The sequence below is a fragment of the Streptomyces sp. NPDC059452 genome (assembly GCF_042750035.1).
Taxonomy (GTDB): domain Bacteria; phylum Actinomycetota; class Actinomycetes; order Streptomycetales; family Streptomycetaceae; genus Streptomyces.
In genome coordinates this window covers 63,106-81,114 of record NZ_JBHYVE010000022.1, presented here as the reverse complement: position 1 = coordinate 81,114, position 18,009 = coordinate 63,106, and the positions used below count along the sequence as shown (strand labels likewise).

At 71.5% G+C, this 18,009-nt stretch carries 18 protein-coding genes; 5 read left to right on the top strand and 13 right to left on the bottom strand.

Features of this window, described 5'->3' with window-relative positions; genetic code table 11:
- Positions 1 to 26: 26 nt before the first annotated feature.
- The 5 genes from ACFW9Z_RS26470 to ACFW9Z_RS26450 form a co-directional block, all read right to left on the bottom strand.
- Entirely contained in the window at positions 27 to 1,817 is a 1,791-nt protein-coding gene (locus ACFW9Z_RS26470; RefSeq protein WP_384645051.1) for a nickel-dependent hydrogenase large subunit, read from the bottom strand.
- A 94-nt stretch (positions 1,818 to 1,911) separates the two neighbouring features.
- Positions 1,912 to 2,994 carry a hydrogenase expression protein HypE gene (locus ACFW9Z_RS26465; protein WP_384645050.1) on the bottom strand — a complete coding sequence of 361 codons (1,083 nt, stop codon included), beginning with the start codon at positions 2,992 to 2,994 and terminating at the stop codon, positions 1,912 to 1,914.
- A 224-nt stretch (positions 2,995 to 3,218) separates the two neighbouring features.
- Entirely contained in the window at positions 3,219 to 3,782 is a 564-nt protein-coding gene (locus ACFW9Z_RS26460; RefSeq protein ID WP_384645049.1) for a type 1 glutamine amidotransferase domain-containing protein, read from the bottom strand.
- Between the two features lie 114 nt (positions 3,783 to 3,896).
- Entirely contained in the window at positions 3,897 to 5,012 is a 1,116-nt protein-coding gene (locus ACFW9Z_RS26455; RefSeq protein WP_384645048.1) for a glutamate--cysteine ligase, read from the bottom strand.
- A gap of 7 nt (positions 5,013 to 5,019) precedes the next feature.
- Positions 5,020 to 5,247: a DUF5133 domain-containing protein gene (locus ACFW9Z_RS26450; RefSeq protein ID WP_384645113.1), complete on the bottom strand. Its 228-nt coding sequence runs from the start codon at positions 5,245 to 5,247 to the stop codon at positions 5,020 to 5,022.
- Positions 5,248 to 5,433: 186 nt separating this feature from the next.
- Between ACFW9Z_RS26450 and ACFW9Z_RS26445 the strand changes: the two genes are divergently transcribed.
- Positions 5,434 to 5,685, top strand: a complete 252-nt coding sequence (locus ACFW9Z_RS26445; RefSeq protein WP_384645047.1) for a hypothetical protein — start codon at positions 5,434 to 5,436, stop codon at positions 5,683 to 5,685.
- Between the two features lie 74 nt (positions 5,686 to 5,759).
- Here the strand turns inward: ACFW9Z_RS26445 and ACFW9Z_RS26440 are convergent, their stop codons facing one another.
- The 8 genes from ACFW9Z_RS26440 to ACFW9Z_RS26405 form a co-directional block, all read right to left on the bottom strand.
- Complete coding sequence (locus ACFW9Z_RS26440; protein WP_015613078.1) at positions 5,760 to 5,963, bottom strand: cold-shock protein; 204 nt, start codon at positions 5,961 to 5,963, stop codon at positions 5,760 to 5,762.
- A 222-nt stretch (positions 5,964 to 6,185) separates the two neighbouring features.
- Complete coding sequence (locus ACFW9Z_RS26435) at positions 6,186 to 6,581, bottom strand: hypothetical protein (protein ID WP_384645046.1); 396 nt, start codon at positions 6,579 to 6,581, stop codon at positions 6,186 to 6,188.
- Between the two features lie 212 nt (positions 6,582 to 6,793).
- Positions 6,794 to 7,192 (bottom strand): DUF6221 family protein, encoded by a 399-nt coding sequence (locus ACFW9Z_RS26430; protein ID WP_384645045.1) that lies wholly within the window; start codon positions 7,190 to 7,192, stop codon positions 6,794 to 6,796.
- Between the two features lie 140 nt (positions 7,193 to 7,332).
- Entirely contained in the window at positions 7,333 to 7,788 is a 456-nt protein-coding gene (locus tag ACFW9Z_RS26425; RefSeq protein WP_384645044.1) for a VOC family protein, read from the bottom strand.
- Positions 7,730 to 9,382, bottom strand: a complete 1,653-nt coding sequence (locus ACFW9Z_RS26420; protein ID WP_384645043.1) for an MFS transporter — start codon at positions 9,380 to 9,382, stop codon at positions 7,730 to 7,732. Before ACFW9Z_RS26420 ends, ACFW9Z_RS26425 begins: the two co-directional genes overlap by 59 nt.
- A 159-nt stretch (positions 9,383 to 9,541) precedes the next feature.
- Positions 9,542 to 10,552, bottom strand: a complete 1,011-nt coding sequence (locus tag ACFW9Z_RS26415; protein WP_384645042.1) for an NAD(P)/FAD-dependent oxidoreductase — start codon at positions 10,550 to 10,552, stop codon at positions 9,542 to 9,544.
- On the bottom strand, positions 10,549 to 11,076 hold the full coding sequence (locus ACFW9Z_RS26410; protein ID WP_384645041.1) for an isoprenylcysteine carboxyl methyltransferase family protein: 528 nt from the start codon (positions 11,074 to 11,076) through the stop codon (positions 10,549 to 10,551). Before ACFW9Z_RS26410 ends, ACFW9Z_RS26415 begins: the two co-directional genes overlap by 4 nt.
- 61 nt (positions 11,077 to 11,137) lie before the next feature.
- The gene (locus ACFW9Z_RS26405) at positions 11,138 to 12,190 is read right to left on the bottom strand and encodes a type III polyketide synthase (RefSeq protein WP_384645040.1); all 1,053 of its coding nucleotides are present in this window, start codon (positions 12,188 to 12,190) and stop codon (positions 11,138 to 11,140) included.
- 127 nt (positions 12,191 to 12,317) lie between these two features.
- On the opposite strand from ACFW9Z_RS26405, the gene ACFW9Z_RS26400 reads away from it, so the two are divergent.
- The 4 genes from ACFW9Z_RS26400 to ACFW9Z_RS26385 all read left to right on the top strand — a co-directional run bounded on the left by ACFW9Z_RS26400 (position 12,318) and on the right by ACFW9Z_RS26385 (position 17,985).
- Complete coding sequence (locus ACFW9Z_RS26400) at positions 12,318 to 13,178, top strand: UbiA family prenyltransferase (RefSeq protein ID WP_384645112.1); 861 nt, start codon at positions 12,318 to 12,320, stop codon at positions 13,176 to 13,178.
- Positions 13,179 to 13,355: 177 nt separating this feature from the next.
- Positions 13,356 to 16,307 carry a CARDB domain-containing protein gene (locus ACFW9Z_RS26395; protein WP_384645039.1) on the top strand — a complete coding sequence of 984 codons (2,952 nt, stop codon included), beginning with the start codon at positions 13,356 to 13,358 and terminating at the stop codon, positions 16,305 to 16,307.
- A gap of 122 nt (positions 16,308 to 16,429) precedes the next feature.
- The gene (locus ACFW9Z_RS26390; protein ID WP_384645038.1) at positions 16,430 to 17,509 is read left to right on the top strand and encodes a dihydrodipicolinate reductase; all 1,080 of its coding nucleotides are present in this window, start codon (positions 16,430 to 16,432) and stop codon (positions 17,507 to 17,509) included.
- Complete coding sequence (locus tag ACFW9Z_RS26385) at positions 17,506 to 17,985, top strand: carboxymuconolactone decarboxylase family protein (protein WP_384645037.1); 480 nt, start codon at positions 17,506 to 17,508, stop codon at positions 17,983 to 17,985. The genes ACFW9Z_RS26390 and ACFW9Z_RS26385 overlap by 4 nt, the downstream gene beginning before the upstream one ends.
- Positions 17,986 to 18,009 lie beyond the last annotated feature (24 nt).

Genomic DNA, 18,009 nt, shown 5'->3' with positions numbered 1-18,009 from the left:
CCGAAGTATGCGCCCGGAGTGCGGCGTCAGCCGCCCGCCAGTCCGCTGAGCCCGGTCGGCATATGGGTCTGTTCGACGGTCCGGCCGCCGCCGACGTACATGTGGACGCCGCACGGCAGGCAGGGGTCGAAGCTGCGGACGGCCCGCATGATGTCGATGCCCTTGAAGTTCTCGGGCGGGTTCTCCTCGAAGATGGGGGTGTTCTGGACGGCGTCCTCGTACGGTCCGGGGGTGCCGTAGCTGTCGCGGACGCTGCCGTTCCAGGGGGTCGGCGGGTAGGGGTGGTAGTTGGCGATCTTCCCGTCCCGGATGACCATGTGGTGGGAGAGGACGCCGCGTACCGCCTCGGTGAACCCGCAGCCGATCGACTCGTCGGGGACGTCGAACTGCTCCCAGGTCTTGGTGTTTCCGGCCCGGACCTCCTCCATCGCCTGCTCGGCGAAGTGGAGGGCGGCGGCGGCCGCGTACGCCTGGAAGTAGGTGCGGGCCCGGTTGCGTTCGATGGCGTTGGACCACTGGGGGATCTTCCACTCCAGGGCCATCTCCGGCTTGGTCATGGTGCGCGGGAGGTTGATCTCGACGCTGTGGCCGGTGGCCTTGATGTAGCCGATGTCGACGAGTCCGGACAGGGCGGTGGACCAGAGCCGGGCGATGGGGCCGCCGCCGGTGTCCAGGGCGAGGTGGTCGGTGCCGTCGAACCAGCGCGGCGACATGACCCAGCTGTACTTGTCGTCGAAGTCCCGCTTCTGCGGGGCCGGGATGGTGTGCTGGTTCCAGGGGTGGCGTTCGTCCAGCTCGTTGCCGAGCGGGTCGCGCTCCACGAACTTGCCCATGCCCGCCCAGTCCTCGTAGTACGAGGAGCCGAGCAGGATGCGGATGCCCAGGTTGATGTCGACGAGGCTGTTGGTGACGAGCTTGCCGTCGACCACGACGCCCGGGGTGACGAACATCCTGCGGCCCCAGTCGGCCATGTTGGCGTAGGTGAAGTCGCAGTACGCGGGGTCGTTGAGCGCGCCCCAGCAGCCGAGCAGGACGCGTCGGCGGCCGACCTCCTCGTACCCGGGCAGCGCCTCGTAGAAGAAGTCGAAGAGGTCGTCGTGGAGCGGGACGACCCGCTTCATGAACTCCACGTAGCGGGTGAGGCGGGTGAGGTAGTCGGTGAAGAGCTGGATCGTGGCGACCGTGCCGACGCCGCCGGGGTAGAGCGTGGAGGGGTGCACATGGCGGCCCTCCATCAGGCAGAACATCTCCCGGGTGTAGCGGCTGACCTGGAGCGCCTCGCGGTAGAACTCGCCCTCCAGCGGGTTCAGGGAGCGCATGATGTCGGCGATGGTGCGGTAGCCGTGGTCGGCGGCGTGCGGGGCCTCGGTACGTTCGGCCAGTTCGAGGACGCCGGGGTTGGTCTCGCTGACCATCCGCTCGCAGTAGTCCACGCCGACCAGGTTCTCCTGGAAGATGTTGTGGTCGAACATGTACTCGGCGGCCTCGCCGAGGTTGATGATCCACTCGCCGAGGTGCGGGGGCGCCACGCCGTACGCCATGTTCTGCGCGTAGACGGAACAGGTGGCGTGGTTGTCACCGCAGATGCCGCAGATACGGCTGGTGATGAAGTGGGCGTCGCGGGGGTCCTTGCCCTTCATGAAGACGCTGTAGCCACGGAAGATCGACGAGGTGCTGTAGCACTCCGCGACCCGCTTCGCGGCGAAGTCGATCTTGGTGTGGATGCCGAGGCTGCCGACGATGCGCGTGATCGGGTCCCACGACATCTCCATGAGGCCGTCAGCGTCGACGACGGGTTTGCCGGTCGCAGTCGCCATGGTCCCGCGCCGCCTTCCTGATAGGTCGTGCTGCGTAGGCCGTGCTGCTCGCCCTGGCCCTACGGCCCTTCCGGGGTCTGCCGGTCGGCGTGGGTCACCAGGGCGGCCGGTAGCCGGTCTTGATGGTGTCGGTCTTGGTGCGCCACTTCGGTTCCTTGTCGGCCGTCTTCTCGGTGAAGTGCCGCAGCCTGCGGATGACGGAGCCGTAGACGCCGCTGGCCGCCGCCGAGACATGGCCGCCGGGTGGTTCGTCCATGAACGGCATGAACTTGTCGGGGAAGCCCGGCATGGTGCAGCCGATGCAGATACCGCCGACGTTGGGGCAGCCGCCGACGCCATTGATCCAGCCGCGCTTGGGTACGTTGCACTTGACGACCGGGCCCCAGCAGCCGATCTTGACCAGGCACTGCGGGGAGCCGTACTCCTCGGCGAACTGGCCCTGCTCGTAGTACCCGGCCCGGTCGCAGCCCTCGTGGACGGTGGCGCCGAACAGCCAGGTGGGCCGCAGCTCCTCGTCCAGCGGAATCATGGGCGCGGCGCCGGCGGCCTGGTAGAGCAGGTACAGCAGGGTCTCGGAGGCGTTGTCGGGGTGGACGGGACAGCCGGGGATGCAGACGATCGGGATGCCCGCCTTCGACTTCCACTCCCAGCCCAGGTAGTCCGGTACGCCCATGGCTCCGGTCGGGTTGCCCTCCATCGCGTGGATGCCGCCGTAGGTGGCGCAGGTGCCGATGGCGACCACCGCGAGGGCCTTGGGGGTGAGCCGGTCGAGCCATTCGCTGGTGGTGATGGGCTGGCCGGTCCCGGGGTCGTCACCGAAGCCGCACCAGTAGCCCTCGGGCTTGATGCGCTCGTTCGGGATGGAGCCCTCGACGACCAGGACGAAGGGTTCCAGCTCGCCCCGGTCCGCCTTGAAGAACCAGTCGACGAAGTTGTCGGCGCCCTGGACGGGCCCGCACTCGTAGTCGATCAGGGGCCAGTGGACGGCGACCTTGGGCAGGCCGGGCAGGGCGCCGAGCGCGAGTTCCTCGATGCTCGGCTGGGTGGCGGCGGTGAGGGAGACCGAGTCCCCGTCGCAGCTCAGCCCCGCGTTGATCCACAGAATGTGAACGGTCGGGTCTTCCTGAGGTGTGTCCAGTACGTCCGTATCGGCCGTAGTGGCGGTCGGGGCGTCCATGAGCCCTCCTCGGGTCGGCCCGCTGCAGGATCTCTGGCCGTCGGCCTGTCTCCTGGATACCGCGAGGGCGCCGGGGGCGGTAAGTGCGTGGTGGCCCTATTGCCTCCGTGCACCTGTGCCCCCGGTGCCGTACGAGGGCGTACGGAGGCCCCCGCCGCGACACACAGGCGGGGCGGGGGCCGTCGGCCGTACGCGTACGGCACCGGGGGCACAGGTGCACGGGTTCAGGACTCGGTGAGCACCGCGTCGATCTCGCCGAGGAAGTCCGTCAGGTCGTCGGGCGTCCGGGACGTGATCAGCGGCCAGCCGCCCTCGTCGTCGCGGACCACCGGCTTGTCGACCCAGGTCCCGCCCGCGTTGGTGATGTCGGTCTTCAGCGACGCGTACGAGGTCAGGGTCTTGCCCCGTACGTACCCTCCCTCGACCAGCGCCCACGGGCCGTGGCAGATCGCCGCGACGGGCCTGCCGGAGGCCGCGAAGGAGCTGACGATACGGGTGGTGGCGTCCTGGAGGCGGAGCGTGTCGGCGTTGAGCGTGCCGCCCGGGACCAGCAGGAGGTCGTACGCGGCGGGGTCGACGTCGGCCAGGGTGAGGTCGGGCCGTACGGTCTCGCCGGGGTCCCGGTCGCCCACGAGGGTACGGATCCCGTCGTCGGAGACCGCCGCCACGCTCACCTGTGCCCCGTGGTCGCGCAGGTGGTTCAGGGGCACGACGAGTTCGTCCTGCTCGACCCCGTAGTTGGTGACGATCGCCAGGATCCGGCGCTCGCCGAGATCGGTGGTGGCCATGTGCTGCTCCTTTCCTCTCGCGTCATACGGTCTCGGGACGTCGTACGGCCGTTACGCGCCCGTACGGTCCTTCCTTCGCCGGTCGTCCCGCTCGTCCCCCGTCATGCGTCCCGCTCATCCCCCCGTCATACGGACGCACTCCGCGACGGTGTCGCGGAGGCTTCCCGTCCGCTCCAGGATCCGGCGCTGGATCCGGGCCCCGGTCCCGCGCCGCTCCACGGCGGCCAGGGCCTTCTCCGTGGCCTTGAGGTCGCCGCTGTCCTCCAGGGCGTCCCGCACCTGGGCCAGGAGAGCCCGCAGCACCGCGGCGGCGGGCTCCGGGCGCAGGGTGCGCGGGTGGATCAGCCGGTCCTCCAGGCCCGAGCGGGCCGCCTGCCAGGACGCCACCCGCAGCAGCGCCACAGGGGTGCCGAGCGGCTCCACCCCCGCACGCCACTCCCGCGCGGCCGTCTCCACCAGCGCCCGCGCCAACGTGGCCAGCAGCACCGTGTCCGCCGGGTCCAGGCAGACGTCCGCGATCCTGATCTCCACTGTGGGGTAGCTGTGCGAGAGGCGCGCGTCGAAATAGACCATCCCCTCGTCCTTGAGCACTCCGGTGGAGACCAGGGCCGCCACCTGCTGGTGGTAGCGCCCGGCGGAACCGTGGAGTTCCACCGGGCCCGCCGACGGCCACCTGCCCCACACCCGGCTGCGGTAGCTCGCGTACTGGGTGTCCTGCCCCTGCCAGAAGGGCGAATTGGCGCTCAGGGCGAGGAGGACCGGCAGCCAGCAGCGCACCCGGTCGAGCACGGCGACGCCCTCCTCGTCGGACGCGACCGAGACGTGTACGTGGCATCCGCAGGTCAGCTGCTCCTGGGCGGTCAGCCCGAAGCGCTCAGCCAGCCAGCGGTACCTCTCCCCCGCCCCGATCCTGGGGCTGACCGGCAGCGGCGAGGTGGCCAGGGCCGCCACCGAGGCCCCCGCGTCGGCCGCGTGGCGGATCGCCTCGGCGCGCCACCGGTGCACCGCGTCGGCGATGTCGTCCATCTCCCGGCAGGGGTGCGTGGCGAACTCCAGCTGCTGGCGGTGGAGCTCCGGCTCGAAGGCCGACTCCCCCGGCGCGTGCTTCTCTGCGAGGGCCAGCACCGCGGAGGAGAGGGCACGCGCCTCCCCGCTCTCCGGGTCGACCAGCAGCAGCTCTTCCTCGACGCCCACGGTCCGCACGGCGGCTCCCACCCCTTCGGGGGTCATCCGGCGGTCAGGCCGGGAGGACGGAGTCGTCCTCGGGGCGGGCGCCCGGCAGCCGGTGCCGGGCGGCGACCAGCGCGCTGTCGACATCGCCCGTGCCCGTCGAGACGCAGAGGGTGTAGGAGACGTCGTCCATACGCTGCCGGGCCTCGGTGGATCCGCTCCCCGCGTGGAGGAGGCGCAGGGCCTCGTACTGCTCGACGAGGTTGCTCAGCACGGTGGGGTGGGCCATCAGCATGCGGGGGTCCTTCCGCGCGGTCATCGGGTGCCTGTCCTGGTCCCGGTCCGGTTGCCCGGGCACAGCCCCGGGTACCCCCCGAGGGCCCCTGCCACACCTATGTGAATCGTTCGCTCCGCAAGGGGTACCCAGCAGGACGGACCATCCCTCCCCGGGCGCTCCGGGGCACCACGGAAGGACGCTCCCATGACCGACCGCAGGCCAGAAGGCACCGCCTACGACGGGGCTTCCCCCAGTCCGCCCCCGGTCGGGGCGGATCTGCCGGACCAGCAGGCGAAGGAGGGCGAGGACCCTCTCGACATACCGGTGCCGGAGCGCGTCGCCCGCGAGAGCGGCGACGGGCCGGACCCGGACGAGGCGGGCTCCGGCCAGGACGAGCCGCGCAACGCCGGTGCGCACCCCGACGAGCACCCGACCCCGGACGAGTCACCGGGATAGCCGCCGGTCGCGCGAACGCCCTCGGCCCCCGGGACGCGGTGCGTCCCGGGGGCCGAGGGGTCGTTCAACCCGGATCAGGCGGCGGTGATGTTCTCCGCCTGCGGGCCCTTCTGGCCCTGGGTGATGTCGAAGGTCACCGCCTGGCCTTCCTGGAGCTCACGGAAGCCGGTGGAGTTGATGTTGGAGTAGTGCGCGAAGACGTCGGGGCCGCCGCCGTCCTGCGCGATGAAGCCGAAGCCCTTTTCCGAGTTGAACCACTTGACGGTTCCGCTGGCCATGCCTGTACCTCTCAGCAGTAAACGGATCCGCACCGCGCGGACCCGGAGGTGATCGCCCTGGTTCTCAGGCACTGCACAGCAAAACGCCCGCGCCAGGCGCGGGCAGGTACTGCGAACCACGACATCTGTCGGCGACGCTACACGGCGGGATCACTCCTCACCAGAGAGCAACGCCATTTTGCCGACGATCACTCTCACAGCCGTTGGCTCGAACCGTACCGACTACGCCCTGTTCAGGGCGTATCGACCCCCCCGGGCGACACTGCGCGCCCACAGCACCAGGGGCAGCTGAAGCGGCAGCCTGACGAGGGCGGCGGCCCGCTGCGGCCGGGGCCGGTGGCGCCAGTCCACGGCCATCTGCACATTGGCCGGAAACACTCCGACGAAAAATCCCGCGGTCGCGCGGGCGGCGGCGCCCCGTGTGCGCGGGTGCGCGAGGCCCGCGGCGAGGGCGAGTTCGACCACTCCGCTCGCGTACGTCCAGGTTCGGGGCTCGCCGGGCAGGATGCGGGGGACGGTGGCGTCGAACGCCTTCGGGACGGCGAAGTGGAGCACCCCCGCTCCCGCCATGAGTCCGGCGAGCAGCAGGGGCGAACGCGTCCGGGAGGACGGGGACATGGGGTCTCCTTCGGCGGGACGACGGGAGCGGGGAACCGGCGAGCGGGAACCGGTGAGCAGGAACCGGTGAGCGGGGAACCTGTAGGCAGGGAACCTGTGAACAGGAAACCGGCATGGCCCCGGGAACCAGTAACTTACCCTGAAGTAAGTTACTGGTTCCCAGGGCCCCACGCTCCCCCGGGTGCCCTCGCACTCCGCTGGAGGGACCGCCGCTACTGGATGAACCGGGGCAGCCACCGCGCCTGGTAGTCCGGGTGCCCGGCGTACTCGGCGGCCAGTTGGCGTACGGCGAAGCCGAGGCCGACCGCGCGGCCGGAGCGGAAGTCCTGGGCCGGGCGGTCCGTGTCCAGCTCGGCGACCTCCACGTACTCGCCCAGCAGCACCCGGTGTGTCTCGATGCGCTCCAGCGTGCGGGCCGGGTCCTGGAGGGCGATGTGGTGGTCGAAGCCGAGGTCGCGCACCGTGAACGCGACCCCGCCCCGGCGGTCGTGGACCTCGCCGGGGACATCCGCCGGGCACCGCCACCGGTCCCCGCCGGCAGCCTGGGCGACCTGTTCCTCATCGGCGAGACGCGCCCGGACGAAGGCCACCATGTCTGCGTTGCCGGCCATTGGATGCTGCTCCCTCGTGTCCATGGATCACTGCGGTGATACGGGGAGCATTGTGGTGGACCGGGGCGGTGCGATCCACCGCGGCAAGCGGTGCGTGCCACGGTGAGCGGGTGTGCGAGCGGTACGGGGGACGAGTGGGGTCAGTCCGCAGTCTCCCCGCTCCCCTTGGCCGCCTGGTCGGCGAGGACCTGGTGCAGGGGTTCGGTCAGCCGACGGCGGTACTCCTGTACGGCCCAGCCGTTGCCGTCCGGGTCGGTGAAGTGCATGAAGGTGGCGCCGTCCTCGGGGGCGTACCGCTGGGGCTCCGAGACCTCGACCCCTCGGCCGACGAGCTCGGCGTAGGCGGCGTCGATGTCGGTGACGCAGAGCTGGAGGCCGTGGTACGTGCCCGGCTGCGGTTCCCCCGTCGGGTTGGGCAGGCCGTCGGTCAGGGCGATCGAACAGCCCGATCCGGGCGGGGTGAGCTGGACGACGCGCGCGCCCGGCATCACCTCGCCGTCGATGTCGACGTGGAATCCGAGCTTGTCGCGGTAGAAGTCACGGGCCCGGTTCAGGTCGGTCACCGGGAGCACGATCACTTCGAGCGTCCAGTCCATGGCTGGGTGTCCCTTTCACTTCGTCGGAAGGTGTACGGGTGGCGTCGTCGGCCGGTCCGGGCGGCGGGCCGCCCTGGAGCCGGGCCAGGTCGGAGGGGCGGACCTGGATGACCACCAGGGCCACCAGGGCCGCGAAGACGGCGAAGCAGGCGGCGACGACGAAGGCGCTGGAGACACCCGCGGTGAGCACCTCGTCGCCCCAGGGCGGTGGCAGCTGCCCGGTCCTCTCGTACAGCTGCTGCTGCGCCGGGGTGGCCTGTTCCAGGAATCTCGGCACCTGGTCGGTGGCCTCGTGGCGGCTGGCCGTGCCGAACATGGTCACCAGGATCGACAGCCCGAGGGACCCGCCGACCTGCTGGGTGGCGTTGAGGATGCCGGAGGCGGCCCCCGCCTCGTGCTGGGCGACACCGGAGACCGCCATCAGGGTCAGCGAGACGAACTGCATGCCCATGCCGAAGCCGAAGACGAGCATCGGGCCCAGGATCGAGCCGAGGTACGAGCTGTGGACATCGGTCAGCGTGAGCCAGCCGAGCCCGATGGCGGCCAGCAGCGCGCCCGTCACCATGAAGGGTTTGGGGCCCCACTTGGGGAGCAGCTGGGAGGCCAGGCCCGCGCCGACCGCGATGATGGCGCTGACCGGCAGGAAGGCCAGTCCGGCGCGCAGCGGGCTGAAGTCGAGCACGTTCTGCACGAAGAGGGTCAGGAAGAAGAACATGCCGAACATCGCCGCCGCGAGGCTGAGCATCATGGCGTAGGTTCCGGCGCGGTTGCGGTCGCGGAACATCCACAGCGGGGTGATCGGCTGCCGGGAGCGGCGTTCGATGGAGATGAACAGGGCCAGGAGCACGACGGCGGCGGCGAAGGAGCCGAGGGTGAGCGGATCGCTCCAGCCGTCCTCGGAGGCACGGATGAAGCCGTAGACGAGCAACACCATGCCGACCGTCGAGGTCAGGGCGCCGATGACGTCGAAGTGGCCCGGGTGGCGTTCGGACTCCGGGATGTAGCGGGGCGTGGCGAACGCGATGAGCAGGCCGATGGGGACGTTCACGAAGAGGACCCAGCGCCAGTCGAGCCATTCGACGAGCAGCCCGCCCGCCAGCAGCCCGATGGCGCTGCCGCCCGCCGAGACCGCGGCGAACACCCCGAAGGCCCTGTTGCGTTCGGGGCCCTCGCGGAAGGTCGTGGTGATCAGCGACAGGGCGGTCGGCGAGGCGATGGCGCCGCCGACGCCCTGGAGCGACCGGGCGGCCAGCAACTGCCAGGACTCCTGCGAGAGTCCGCCGAGCAGCGAGGCGAGGACGAAGAGCAGCACCCCGAAGATGAAGACCCGGCGGCGGCCGAGGATGTCACCGAGCCGCCCGCCGAGCAGCAGCAGTCCGCCGAAGGTCAGCGTGTAGGCGTTGACCACCCAGGACAGGTTCTCGGTGGAGAAGCCCAGGGACTTCTGCATATGGGGAAGCGCGATGTTGACGATGGTGATGTCGAGGACCACCATCAGCTGGCACGAGGCGATGACCAGGAGTGCCAGTCCGCTGCCACGGCTCCGCTGATCGGACCGGGCTGTCTTGCCGGGTGTCGCGTGGGAGCCCGTCATGGGTGGGTTCGTCTCTCGTTCCGAGGGCGCTGCGCCCCGCAGGGGCGGTCGGTCTCTCCGTCGGCCGGATGAACGCGGGCGTTCACCCGACCGACGTTATGACGGAACCCGGAGCGCCGCCATTCGATCAACCGGGGGCCTCGGCGGGGGCGTGGCCGGTCACTGGAGCGCCCGGACCGCCGTGCGGAAGAGGGCGGGTGCGCGGTGGGCCGCCGCGACGATCAGCCGGCGCGACACGGGGTGGCCCGCGGCGCCCAGCAGGGCCTGGGTGAGCAGCCGGTAGCGGCGGGTGGCCCGCGCCCAGTGCGCCGGGTAGTCCTCGGGGCGCCCGGCGGCCAGGCAGCCGACGGCGGCGGTCGCGGTGGCCACGGCGAGGGCGATGCCCTCCCCGGTCAGCGCGTCGGTGTACCCCGCCGCGTCACCGACCAGCAGGACCCGCCCGGCCCGTGGCCCCGTCGCCCGCTGCCGCAGCGGACCGGCCCCGCGTACGGGGGTGGCCTGCGGGCCGAGCCGGGCGGCGAGGGCCGGGAAGGCGGCCAGATGGCCGGCGTAGGGGCGGCGGTCGCGGCTGAGCACGGCCACGCCCACCAGGTGCTCGCCGACGGGGGTCACGTACGCCTCTCCGTACGGCGACCAGTGCACCTCGACCAGGTCGCTCCACGGGGCGGTGCGGTAGTGGCGGCGCAGCCCGTAACGGCCGGGGCCCGGGACGGGGCGGTCGAGCCCGAGGTGGCGGCGCAGGGGTGAGTGGAGCCCGTCGGCGGCGATGAGCCAGCGGGCGGTCAGCCCGGCGGCGGTGACGGAGTGCTCGTCCTGGTGGACCTGGGCCGCCTTGCCCTCCACGATGCGTACGCCGAGGGCTTCGGCCCGCTGGTGGAGGGCCGTGTGCAGTTCGGTGCGCCGGACGCCGAGCCCGTACGCTCCCCGGAACGGCGCCTCCGCGCTGCGCCGCCCGTCGGTGTACCGGATGCCGCGCAGGGGGTGCCCGGCCGGGTGCACACCGAGGGCGTGCAGGGCCGCGAGGCCGCCGGGCATGATGCCCTCACCGCAGGCCTTGTCGACGGGGGCAGTGCGGGGTTCGACCACCACCGCCTCCAGGCCCGCCTGAGCGGCCCGGATCGCGGCGGCCAGTCCGGCCGGGCCGCCGCCCGCGACCAGGATGTCGATCACGCCCGCGCTTCCGCCACCGGGAGCCGGGCGAGCGCGCCGTCCTCACAGCGGATGCGGACCGCCATCAGTACGGCGTTGAGCACGGTGAAGACCACGGCGGTCACCCACGCCCCGTGGACGAGGGGCAGTGCGATGCCCTCGGCGGCGACGGCGACGTAGTTCGGGTGGCGCAGGAACCGGTAGGGGCCGCCGGTCACCAGGGGCAGTCCGGGGACGACGATGACGCGGGTGTTCCACCGGGGGCCGAGTGCGGTGATGCACCACCAGCGCAGCGCCTGGGCCGCGACGACGACGGCCGCCATGGTCCAGCCGAGGGCGGGCAGGAAGGGGCGGTCGGCGAAGTGGGCCTCGGCCAGGCACCCGGCCAGGAGGGCGGTGTGCAGGACGACCATCGCCGGGTAGTGGCCGCTCCCCGCCTCGATGCCGCCCCGGGCCAGGCTCCAGCGGCTGTTGCGGCGGGCGACGACGAGTTCGGCGAGGCGTTCGGCGGCGACGGCGAGCACGAGGGCGGTGTACCAGATCATGCGGCGCTCCAGTTCACGGGCGGGCCGGGCGGTTGCCGGCGGGGCATCGGGGCGCTCCCTCCTACCAGCGCAGCAGCACCAGTTCGCAGCAGAAGCCCGGGCCCATGGCCAGCAGGAGTCCGGGGGTGCCCGGTTCGGGGCGGCGGTGTTCGATGGTGTCCCGCAGGACGTGCAGGACGGAGGACGAGGACAGGTTGCCGACGTCGGCCAGCGAGCGCCAGGTGACGTCGAGGGCCCCCTCCGGCAGGTCGAGGACCTCGGTGACGGTCTCCAGGACCCTGGGGCCGCCCGGGTGGCAGACCCAGTGCGCGATGTCCTTCGGTTTCAGGCCGTGTTCGTCGAGGAACTCCCGTACGTCGTCGGCGAGATACTGACGTACGACGTCGGGCACGGCGGGATCGAGGACCACGCTGAATCCGGTGGAGCCGATGGACCAGCCCATCACCTGCTCGGTCTCCGGGTACATCCGGCTGCGGGTGGCCACGATCTCGGGCCCGGCGACGGCCCGGCGTCCGCCGAGGGCGACCACGGCGGCGGCCCCGTCGCCGAACAGGGCGGTCGCCACCAGGTTGGCGGGCGTCACGTCCCGGCGCTGGAAGGTGAGGGAGCACAGCTCGACCGAGAGGAGTACGGCGACGTCGTCGGGCCGGCCGAGCAGGTAGTCGTGGACGCGGGCCACCCCGGCCGCTCCGGCCACACAGCCGAGGCCGAAGACGGGGAGCCGCTTCACATCGGAGCGCAGACCGAGGCGGGCCACCAGCCGGGCGTCGACGGAGGGGGCCGCGATGCCGGTGACGGAGGTGAACATCAGCAGGTCGACATCGGTGGGGCGCAGCCCCGCCGAGCGCAGGGCGCCGCGTACGGCCTGGCCGCCGAGGTCGACGGCCGAGCGGATGAACACGTCGTTGGCGGCGCCGAATCCGTCCAGTTCGCGGTAGTCCTCCAGCGGCAGCACGGTGTGGCGGGTGCGGACGCGGGCGTTCTCGTGGAGCCGGTCCAGGACGCGGCGGTCGGCGCCGGGCGGCAGACAGGTCGCGGCCACCATGTCGGTGACCTCGCGCTGGGTGTGGCGATGGGGCGGCAGGGCCCCGTGGACCGCGGCGATCCGGGTCATTGCGGCTCCTGCGTCGGGGGCGTCATCACCCCATCCTGCCCACAAATATGAGCGAAACCCGGCAAAAGAGTCGCGCGGTTGCCGTGTTGACGGGGCGACAGGTCCCTACGATCGCCGGATGGAGGCCATGGACGGGGCGAGGACGGCCACGGCAGCGGTCCGGTGGCCGGGCCGCGCGGTGGGGCTGGCTCTCGCCTGCCATCCGGGGCCGGTGGTCGCGGTGACCGCGCTCGCCTGCGCGCTGGGTGTCGGGGCGGGCCTCTCCCCGGCGCGGCTCGCGCTGGTCGGGGCGGCGGTGCTGACCGGGCAGCTCTCGGTGGGCTGGTGCAACGACGCGTTCGACGCGGGGCGCGATGCCCGGGCGGGCCGCCGGGGGAAGCCGGTGGCCGCCGGGGTGGTGACCGTCCGCGCGGTGTGGGGTGCGGCGGCGGTCGCGCTCGTCCTGTGCGTACCGCTCTCCCTGGCCTGCGGTCTTCTCGCCGGTACGGTGCATCTGGCGGCGGTCGCCGCCGCCTGGCTCTACAACCTGCGGCTGAAGGCGACGGCGTTCTCCTGGGTGCCGTACGCGGCCGGATTCGCCGCGCTCCCCTCGCTGGTGACGCTCAGTCTGCCCGATGCGCCCTGGCCCCGGTGGTGGACGGTCACGGCGGGGGCGCTGCTGGGGTGCGCGGCCCATCTGGGCGACACGCTCCCGGACATCGAGGAGGACCGGGCCGCCGGGATCCGGGGGCTGCCGCACCGGCTCGGCGCCACGGGGACCCGGCTGCTGCTGCCGGTGCCGCTCCTCGCGGCCACGGCCGTCCTGGTGCTCGGTCCGCCCGGCCCGGTGGACGCGGGGTCCGGGGCCGTCCTCGTCCTGGCCGGGGCGGCGGCGCTCCTGGGGCCGGTGGCCGGCCGGTGGTGGCGCAAGGCCGCGCTGGCGGGGGCGGTGGCCGTGGCGGCGGCGGACCTGGTGCTGCTCCTGGGGCGCGGCACGGCGCTGTCCTGAACCACGCGCCGCACCAGGCTTCCTGACGATGCGTCGGCCAGCACGCCTTGATGACGTGAACATGCGAGAACCGTTGACAAATCAGAAACAGACCAGAAATCTGTGAACTGCCGCTTGCAAAACATTGACTGCATGACTCAAATCCCTGTGGAACAACCTGTGGAACAAGAGGACAGCATGAGATGGAAGCGACTCACCCAGAGATCGGTCACCGGCCTGCTCATAGCCGGGCTGGTCACCGTCGGCCTCCTGCCGCTCCAGGCGGCAGCCGCTGAGCCGACCCACCTGGCCCGGGGCAAGAGCGTCACCGCCAGCGGTTCGCACGGCGGCTACCCCGCCGTCAACGCCAACGACGGCCAGGTGAACACCTACTGGGAAGCCGACGGGCACCCCTCGACCCTCACGGTGAAGCTGGGCGCCGACGCGGAGCTCCACTCCGTGGTGATCAAGCTGAACCCGGATCCGGTCTGGGCCACCAGAACCCAGGAGTTCGAGGTGCTCGGCCGGACCCAGGACGGCACCGGCTTCACCTCGCTCAAGGCCCGCGCCGGCCATGTGTTCGACCCGGCCGCCAACCGGAACACGGTGACCGTCCCGGTCAGCGGCCGGGCCGCCGACCTCCAGCTGCGGTTCTTCTCCAACACCGGGGCGCCCGGGGCCCAGGTGGCCGAGATCCAGGTGCTCGGGGTGCCCGCGCCCAACCCGGACCTGACGGTGAGCGCGCTGTCCTGGAGCCCGTCGGCGCCCTCGGAGACGGACGACGTCACGGTCGACGGGACCGTCCGCAACATCGGTACGGCCGCCTCGGCCGCGACCACCGTCAATGTGAGCCTGGGCGGTGTGGTCGTGGGCAGCGCCCAGGTCGGCCCGCTCGCCGCCGGGGCCTCCGCCCCGTTCTCGGTCCCGGTCGGCAAGCGGCCGCAGGGCTCGTACACCGTCTCGGCGCTGGTGGACCCGACCGACACGATCGTCGAGTCGGACGAGACCAACAACAGCCGCGCCACCGCGTCCCCGCTGGTGGTGGGCCGGAGCCCCGGCCCCGACCTGGAGGTCCGCTCCATCACCTCCAGCCCGTCCAACCCGGCCGTCGGCGCGGCGGTCACCTTCACCGTGGCCGTGCACAACCGCGGCACCAGCGCGGTGAGCGCGGGCACGGTCACCCGGCTGACGGTGGGCTCCACCACGCTCGACGGCACGACCCCGGCGGTCCCGGCGGGCGCCACGGTCGACGTGCCCGTCAGCGGCAGTTGGACGGCGGCGAGCGGCGGGGCCACCCTGACCGCCACGGCCGACGCGACGAACCTGGTCGCCGAGACCGACGAGGCCAACAACGTGCTCGCCCGCTCCATCGTCGTCGGGCGCGGCGCCGCCGTGCCGTACACGGAGTACGAGGCGGAGGACGCCACGTACCGGGGCACGCTGCTCACCTCGGACGCCAAGCGCACCTTCGGCCACACCAACTTCGCCACCGAGTCCTCCGGCCGCAAGTCGGTGCGGCTCGACTCCACGGGTGAGTACGTGGAGTTCACCTCCACCAACGCCTCGAACTCCATCGTCGTACGCAACTCGATCCCGGACGCCCCGGGCGGGGGCGGCCGCGAGGCGACCATCAGCCTCTACGCGGACGGCCAGTTCGTCCGCAAGCTCGACCTCTCCTCCAAGCACAGCTGGCTGTACGGGAACACCGACAGCCCCGAAGGGCTCACCAACACCCCCGGCGGCGACGCGCGTCGGCTCTTCGACGAGTCGCACGCACTGCTCGCCCGGACCTACCCGGCGGGCACCCAGTTCCGCCTCCAGCGCGACGCGGGCGACAACGCCGCGTTCTACATCATCGACCTGATCGACCTGGAGCAGGTCGCCCCGCCCACCGCCCAGCCCTCGGGCTGCGTCTCCATCACGACGTACGGCGCGGTCCCCGACGACGGGATCGACGACACCGCCGCGATCCAGCGCGCGGTGACCGCCAACCAGAACGGCCAGATCGGCTGCGTCTGGATTCCGGCGGGCCAGTGGCGCCAGGAGCAGAAGATCCTCACCGACGACCCGCTGGACCGGGGCCAGTGGAACCAGGTGGGCATCCGTGATGTGACGATCCGGGGCGCGGGCATGTGGCACTCCCAGCTCTACACGCTGACCCCGCCGCACGAGGCGGGCGGGATCAACCACCCGCACGAGGGCAACTTCGGTTTCGACATCGACGAGAACACGCAAATCTCCGACATCGCGATCTTCGGCTCCGGCACGATCCGCGGCGGTGACGGCAACCACGAGGGCGGGGTGGCGCTCAACGGCCGGTTCGGCAAGGGCACGAAGATCAGCAACGTCTGGATCGAGCACGCCAACGTGGGCGTCTGGGCGGGCCGCGACTACGACAACATCCCCGCCCTCTGGAACCCGGGCGACGGCGTCGAGTTCACCGGGATGCGCATCCGCAACACCTACGCCGACGGCATCAACTTCGCCAACGGCACCCGCAATTCAACGGTGTACAACTCCTCGTTCCGCAACACCGGGGACGACGCGCTCGCGGTCTGGTCCAGCAAGTACGTCAAGGACCAGTCCGTCGACATCGGCCACGACAACAGCTTCCGCAACAACACCATCCAGCTGCCGTGGCGGGCCAACGGCATCGCGATCTACGGCGGTCACGGCAACAGGATCGAGAACAACATCATCTCGGACACCATGAACTACCCGGCCATCATGCTGGCCACCGACCACGATCCGCTGCCCTTCTCCGGGCAGACGCTCATCGCCAACAACGCCCTGTACCGCACGGGCGGGGCCTTCTGGAACGAGGACCAGGAGTTCGGCGCGATCACCCTCTTCCCGCAGAATCTGCCCATCCCCGGCGTCACGATCCGCGACACCGACATCATCGACTCCACCTACGACGGCATCCAGTTCAAGACGGGTGGCGGCCTGATGCCGGACGTGAAGATCCAGAACGTCCGGATCGCCACGTCCAACAACGGCTCCGGCATCCTCGCGATGGGCGGCGCCCGCGGCAACGCGACGCTGACCGACGTGACGATCACCGACTCCCGTGACGGCCATGTACTGATCGAGCCCGGCTCGCAGTTCACGATCAGCGGCACCCCGAACAGCGCACGCGCCCAGCAGTAGTCCCCCTGTACGGTTCCCGGGCCCGGCGGTCGCCGCCGGGCCCGGGAACGCCCTTGCGCACGGCCATATTTGATGCCTTCACGGCTCTGGGAAGTACAGGGTCCGGCCGCTACCCTCCGCGCATGATTCCCACGGTTGTCTGGGGTACCGGCAACGTCGGCCGCGCGGCGATCCGCGCCGTCGAGGCCCATCCGGCACTGACACTCACCGCCGTTCTCGTCCACGATCCCGCCAAGGTCGGCCGGGACGCGGGCGAGTTGGGCGGAGTCGGCCGCACGCTCGGCGTCGCGGCCACCGACGACATCGCCGCCGTCCTGGCCGCCCGCCCCCGCGCGGTGGTCTACGCGGCCTCCGGCGACATCCGCCCCGACGACGCCCTCGCCGACATCGGCCGGGCGGTCCGGGCCGGAGCGGTCGTCGTCACGCCCTCCCTCTATCCCCTCTACGACCAGCGCAACGCCCCGCCGGAGCTGCGGGACCCGGTCCTGGCCGCCGTCGCGGAGGGCGGCGGCTCCCTCTTCGTCTCCGGGGTCGACCCCGGCTGGGGCAACGACGTGCTGCCGCTGCTGGTCAGCGGGCTGGGCACCGAGGTGGACGCCATCCGCTGCCAGGAGATCTTCGACTACTCCACGTACGAGCAGGAGGAGTCCGTACGCCATCTGATCGGCATGGGGCACCCGCTGGACTACCAGCCGCTGATGCTCGCCGAAAGCGTGCCGACGATGGTGTGGGGCGGTCAGATACGGCTGATGGCCCGGGCGCTGGGTGTCGAGCTCGACGGGATCCGCGAGACGCTGGATCGCCGGGCGCTGGAGACGACGGTGTCCACCCGCACGATGGGCGCGTTCGCGGCAGGCACTCAGGGCGCGGTGCGGTTCGAGGTGCAGGGCATCGTGGGCGGGGAGCCGCGCATCGTGATCGAGCACATCACCCGGATCCACCCCTCGTGCGCACCGGACTGGCCCTCGCCGCCCGACGGGGTGGGCGCGCACCGGGTGGTGATCGAGGGCCGCCCCCGTATCGAGGTGACGGTCGAGGCCTCCGACGAGGGCGAGAACCGGTCGGCGGGCGGGAACGCCACGGCGGTCGGGCGGCTCGTGTCGGCGATCGACTGGCTGGTCGACGCGAAACCGGGGCTGTACGACGCACTCGATGTCCCGCTGCGGCCCGCCGTCGGCAGGCTGGGAAGGAGAACGGCATGATCATCGACATTCCGGAGGGCCAGGAGCCCATCGGTTACGTGTGGGGGGAGATGGTCCCCGGCATCGGCATGGCCGCCGCCACGTTCTCGATGTCCGTGTACGAGCACACGACGCTGGGCCTGCGGGAGTTCGAGGCGGCCCGGCTGCGGATCGCGCAGATCAACGGGTGCCTGTTCTGTCTGGACTGGCGGACCGAGCGGGACGGGGCGAAGGTCGAGGAGGAGTTCGCCGGGGCGGTGACCCAGTGGCGTACGACGGACGCCTTCGACGAGCGGACGCGGCTGGCGGCGGAGTACGCGGAGCGGTACGCGCTGGACCATCACGGGCTCGACGACGCCTTCTGGAAGCGGATGACCGCGCACTACAGCCAGGTGGAGATCGTGGAGCTGTCCATGAGCATCGGCTCCTGGCTGGCGTTCGGGCGGCTCAACCATGTGCTGGGGATCGACGCGGTGTGCGTGCTGCCGGGTCACTGACGGAGTCCGGGGCCGCCGGGTTGG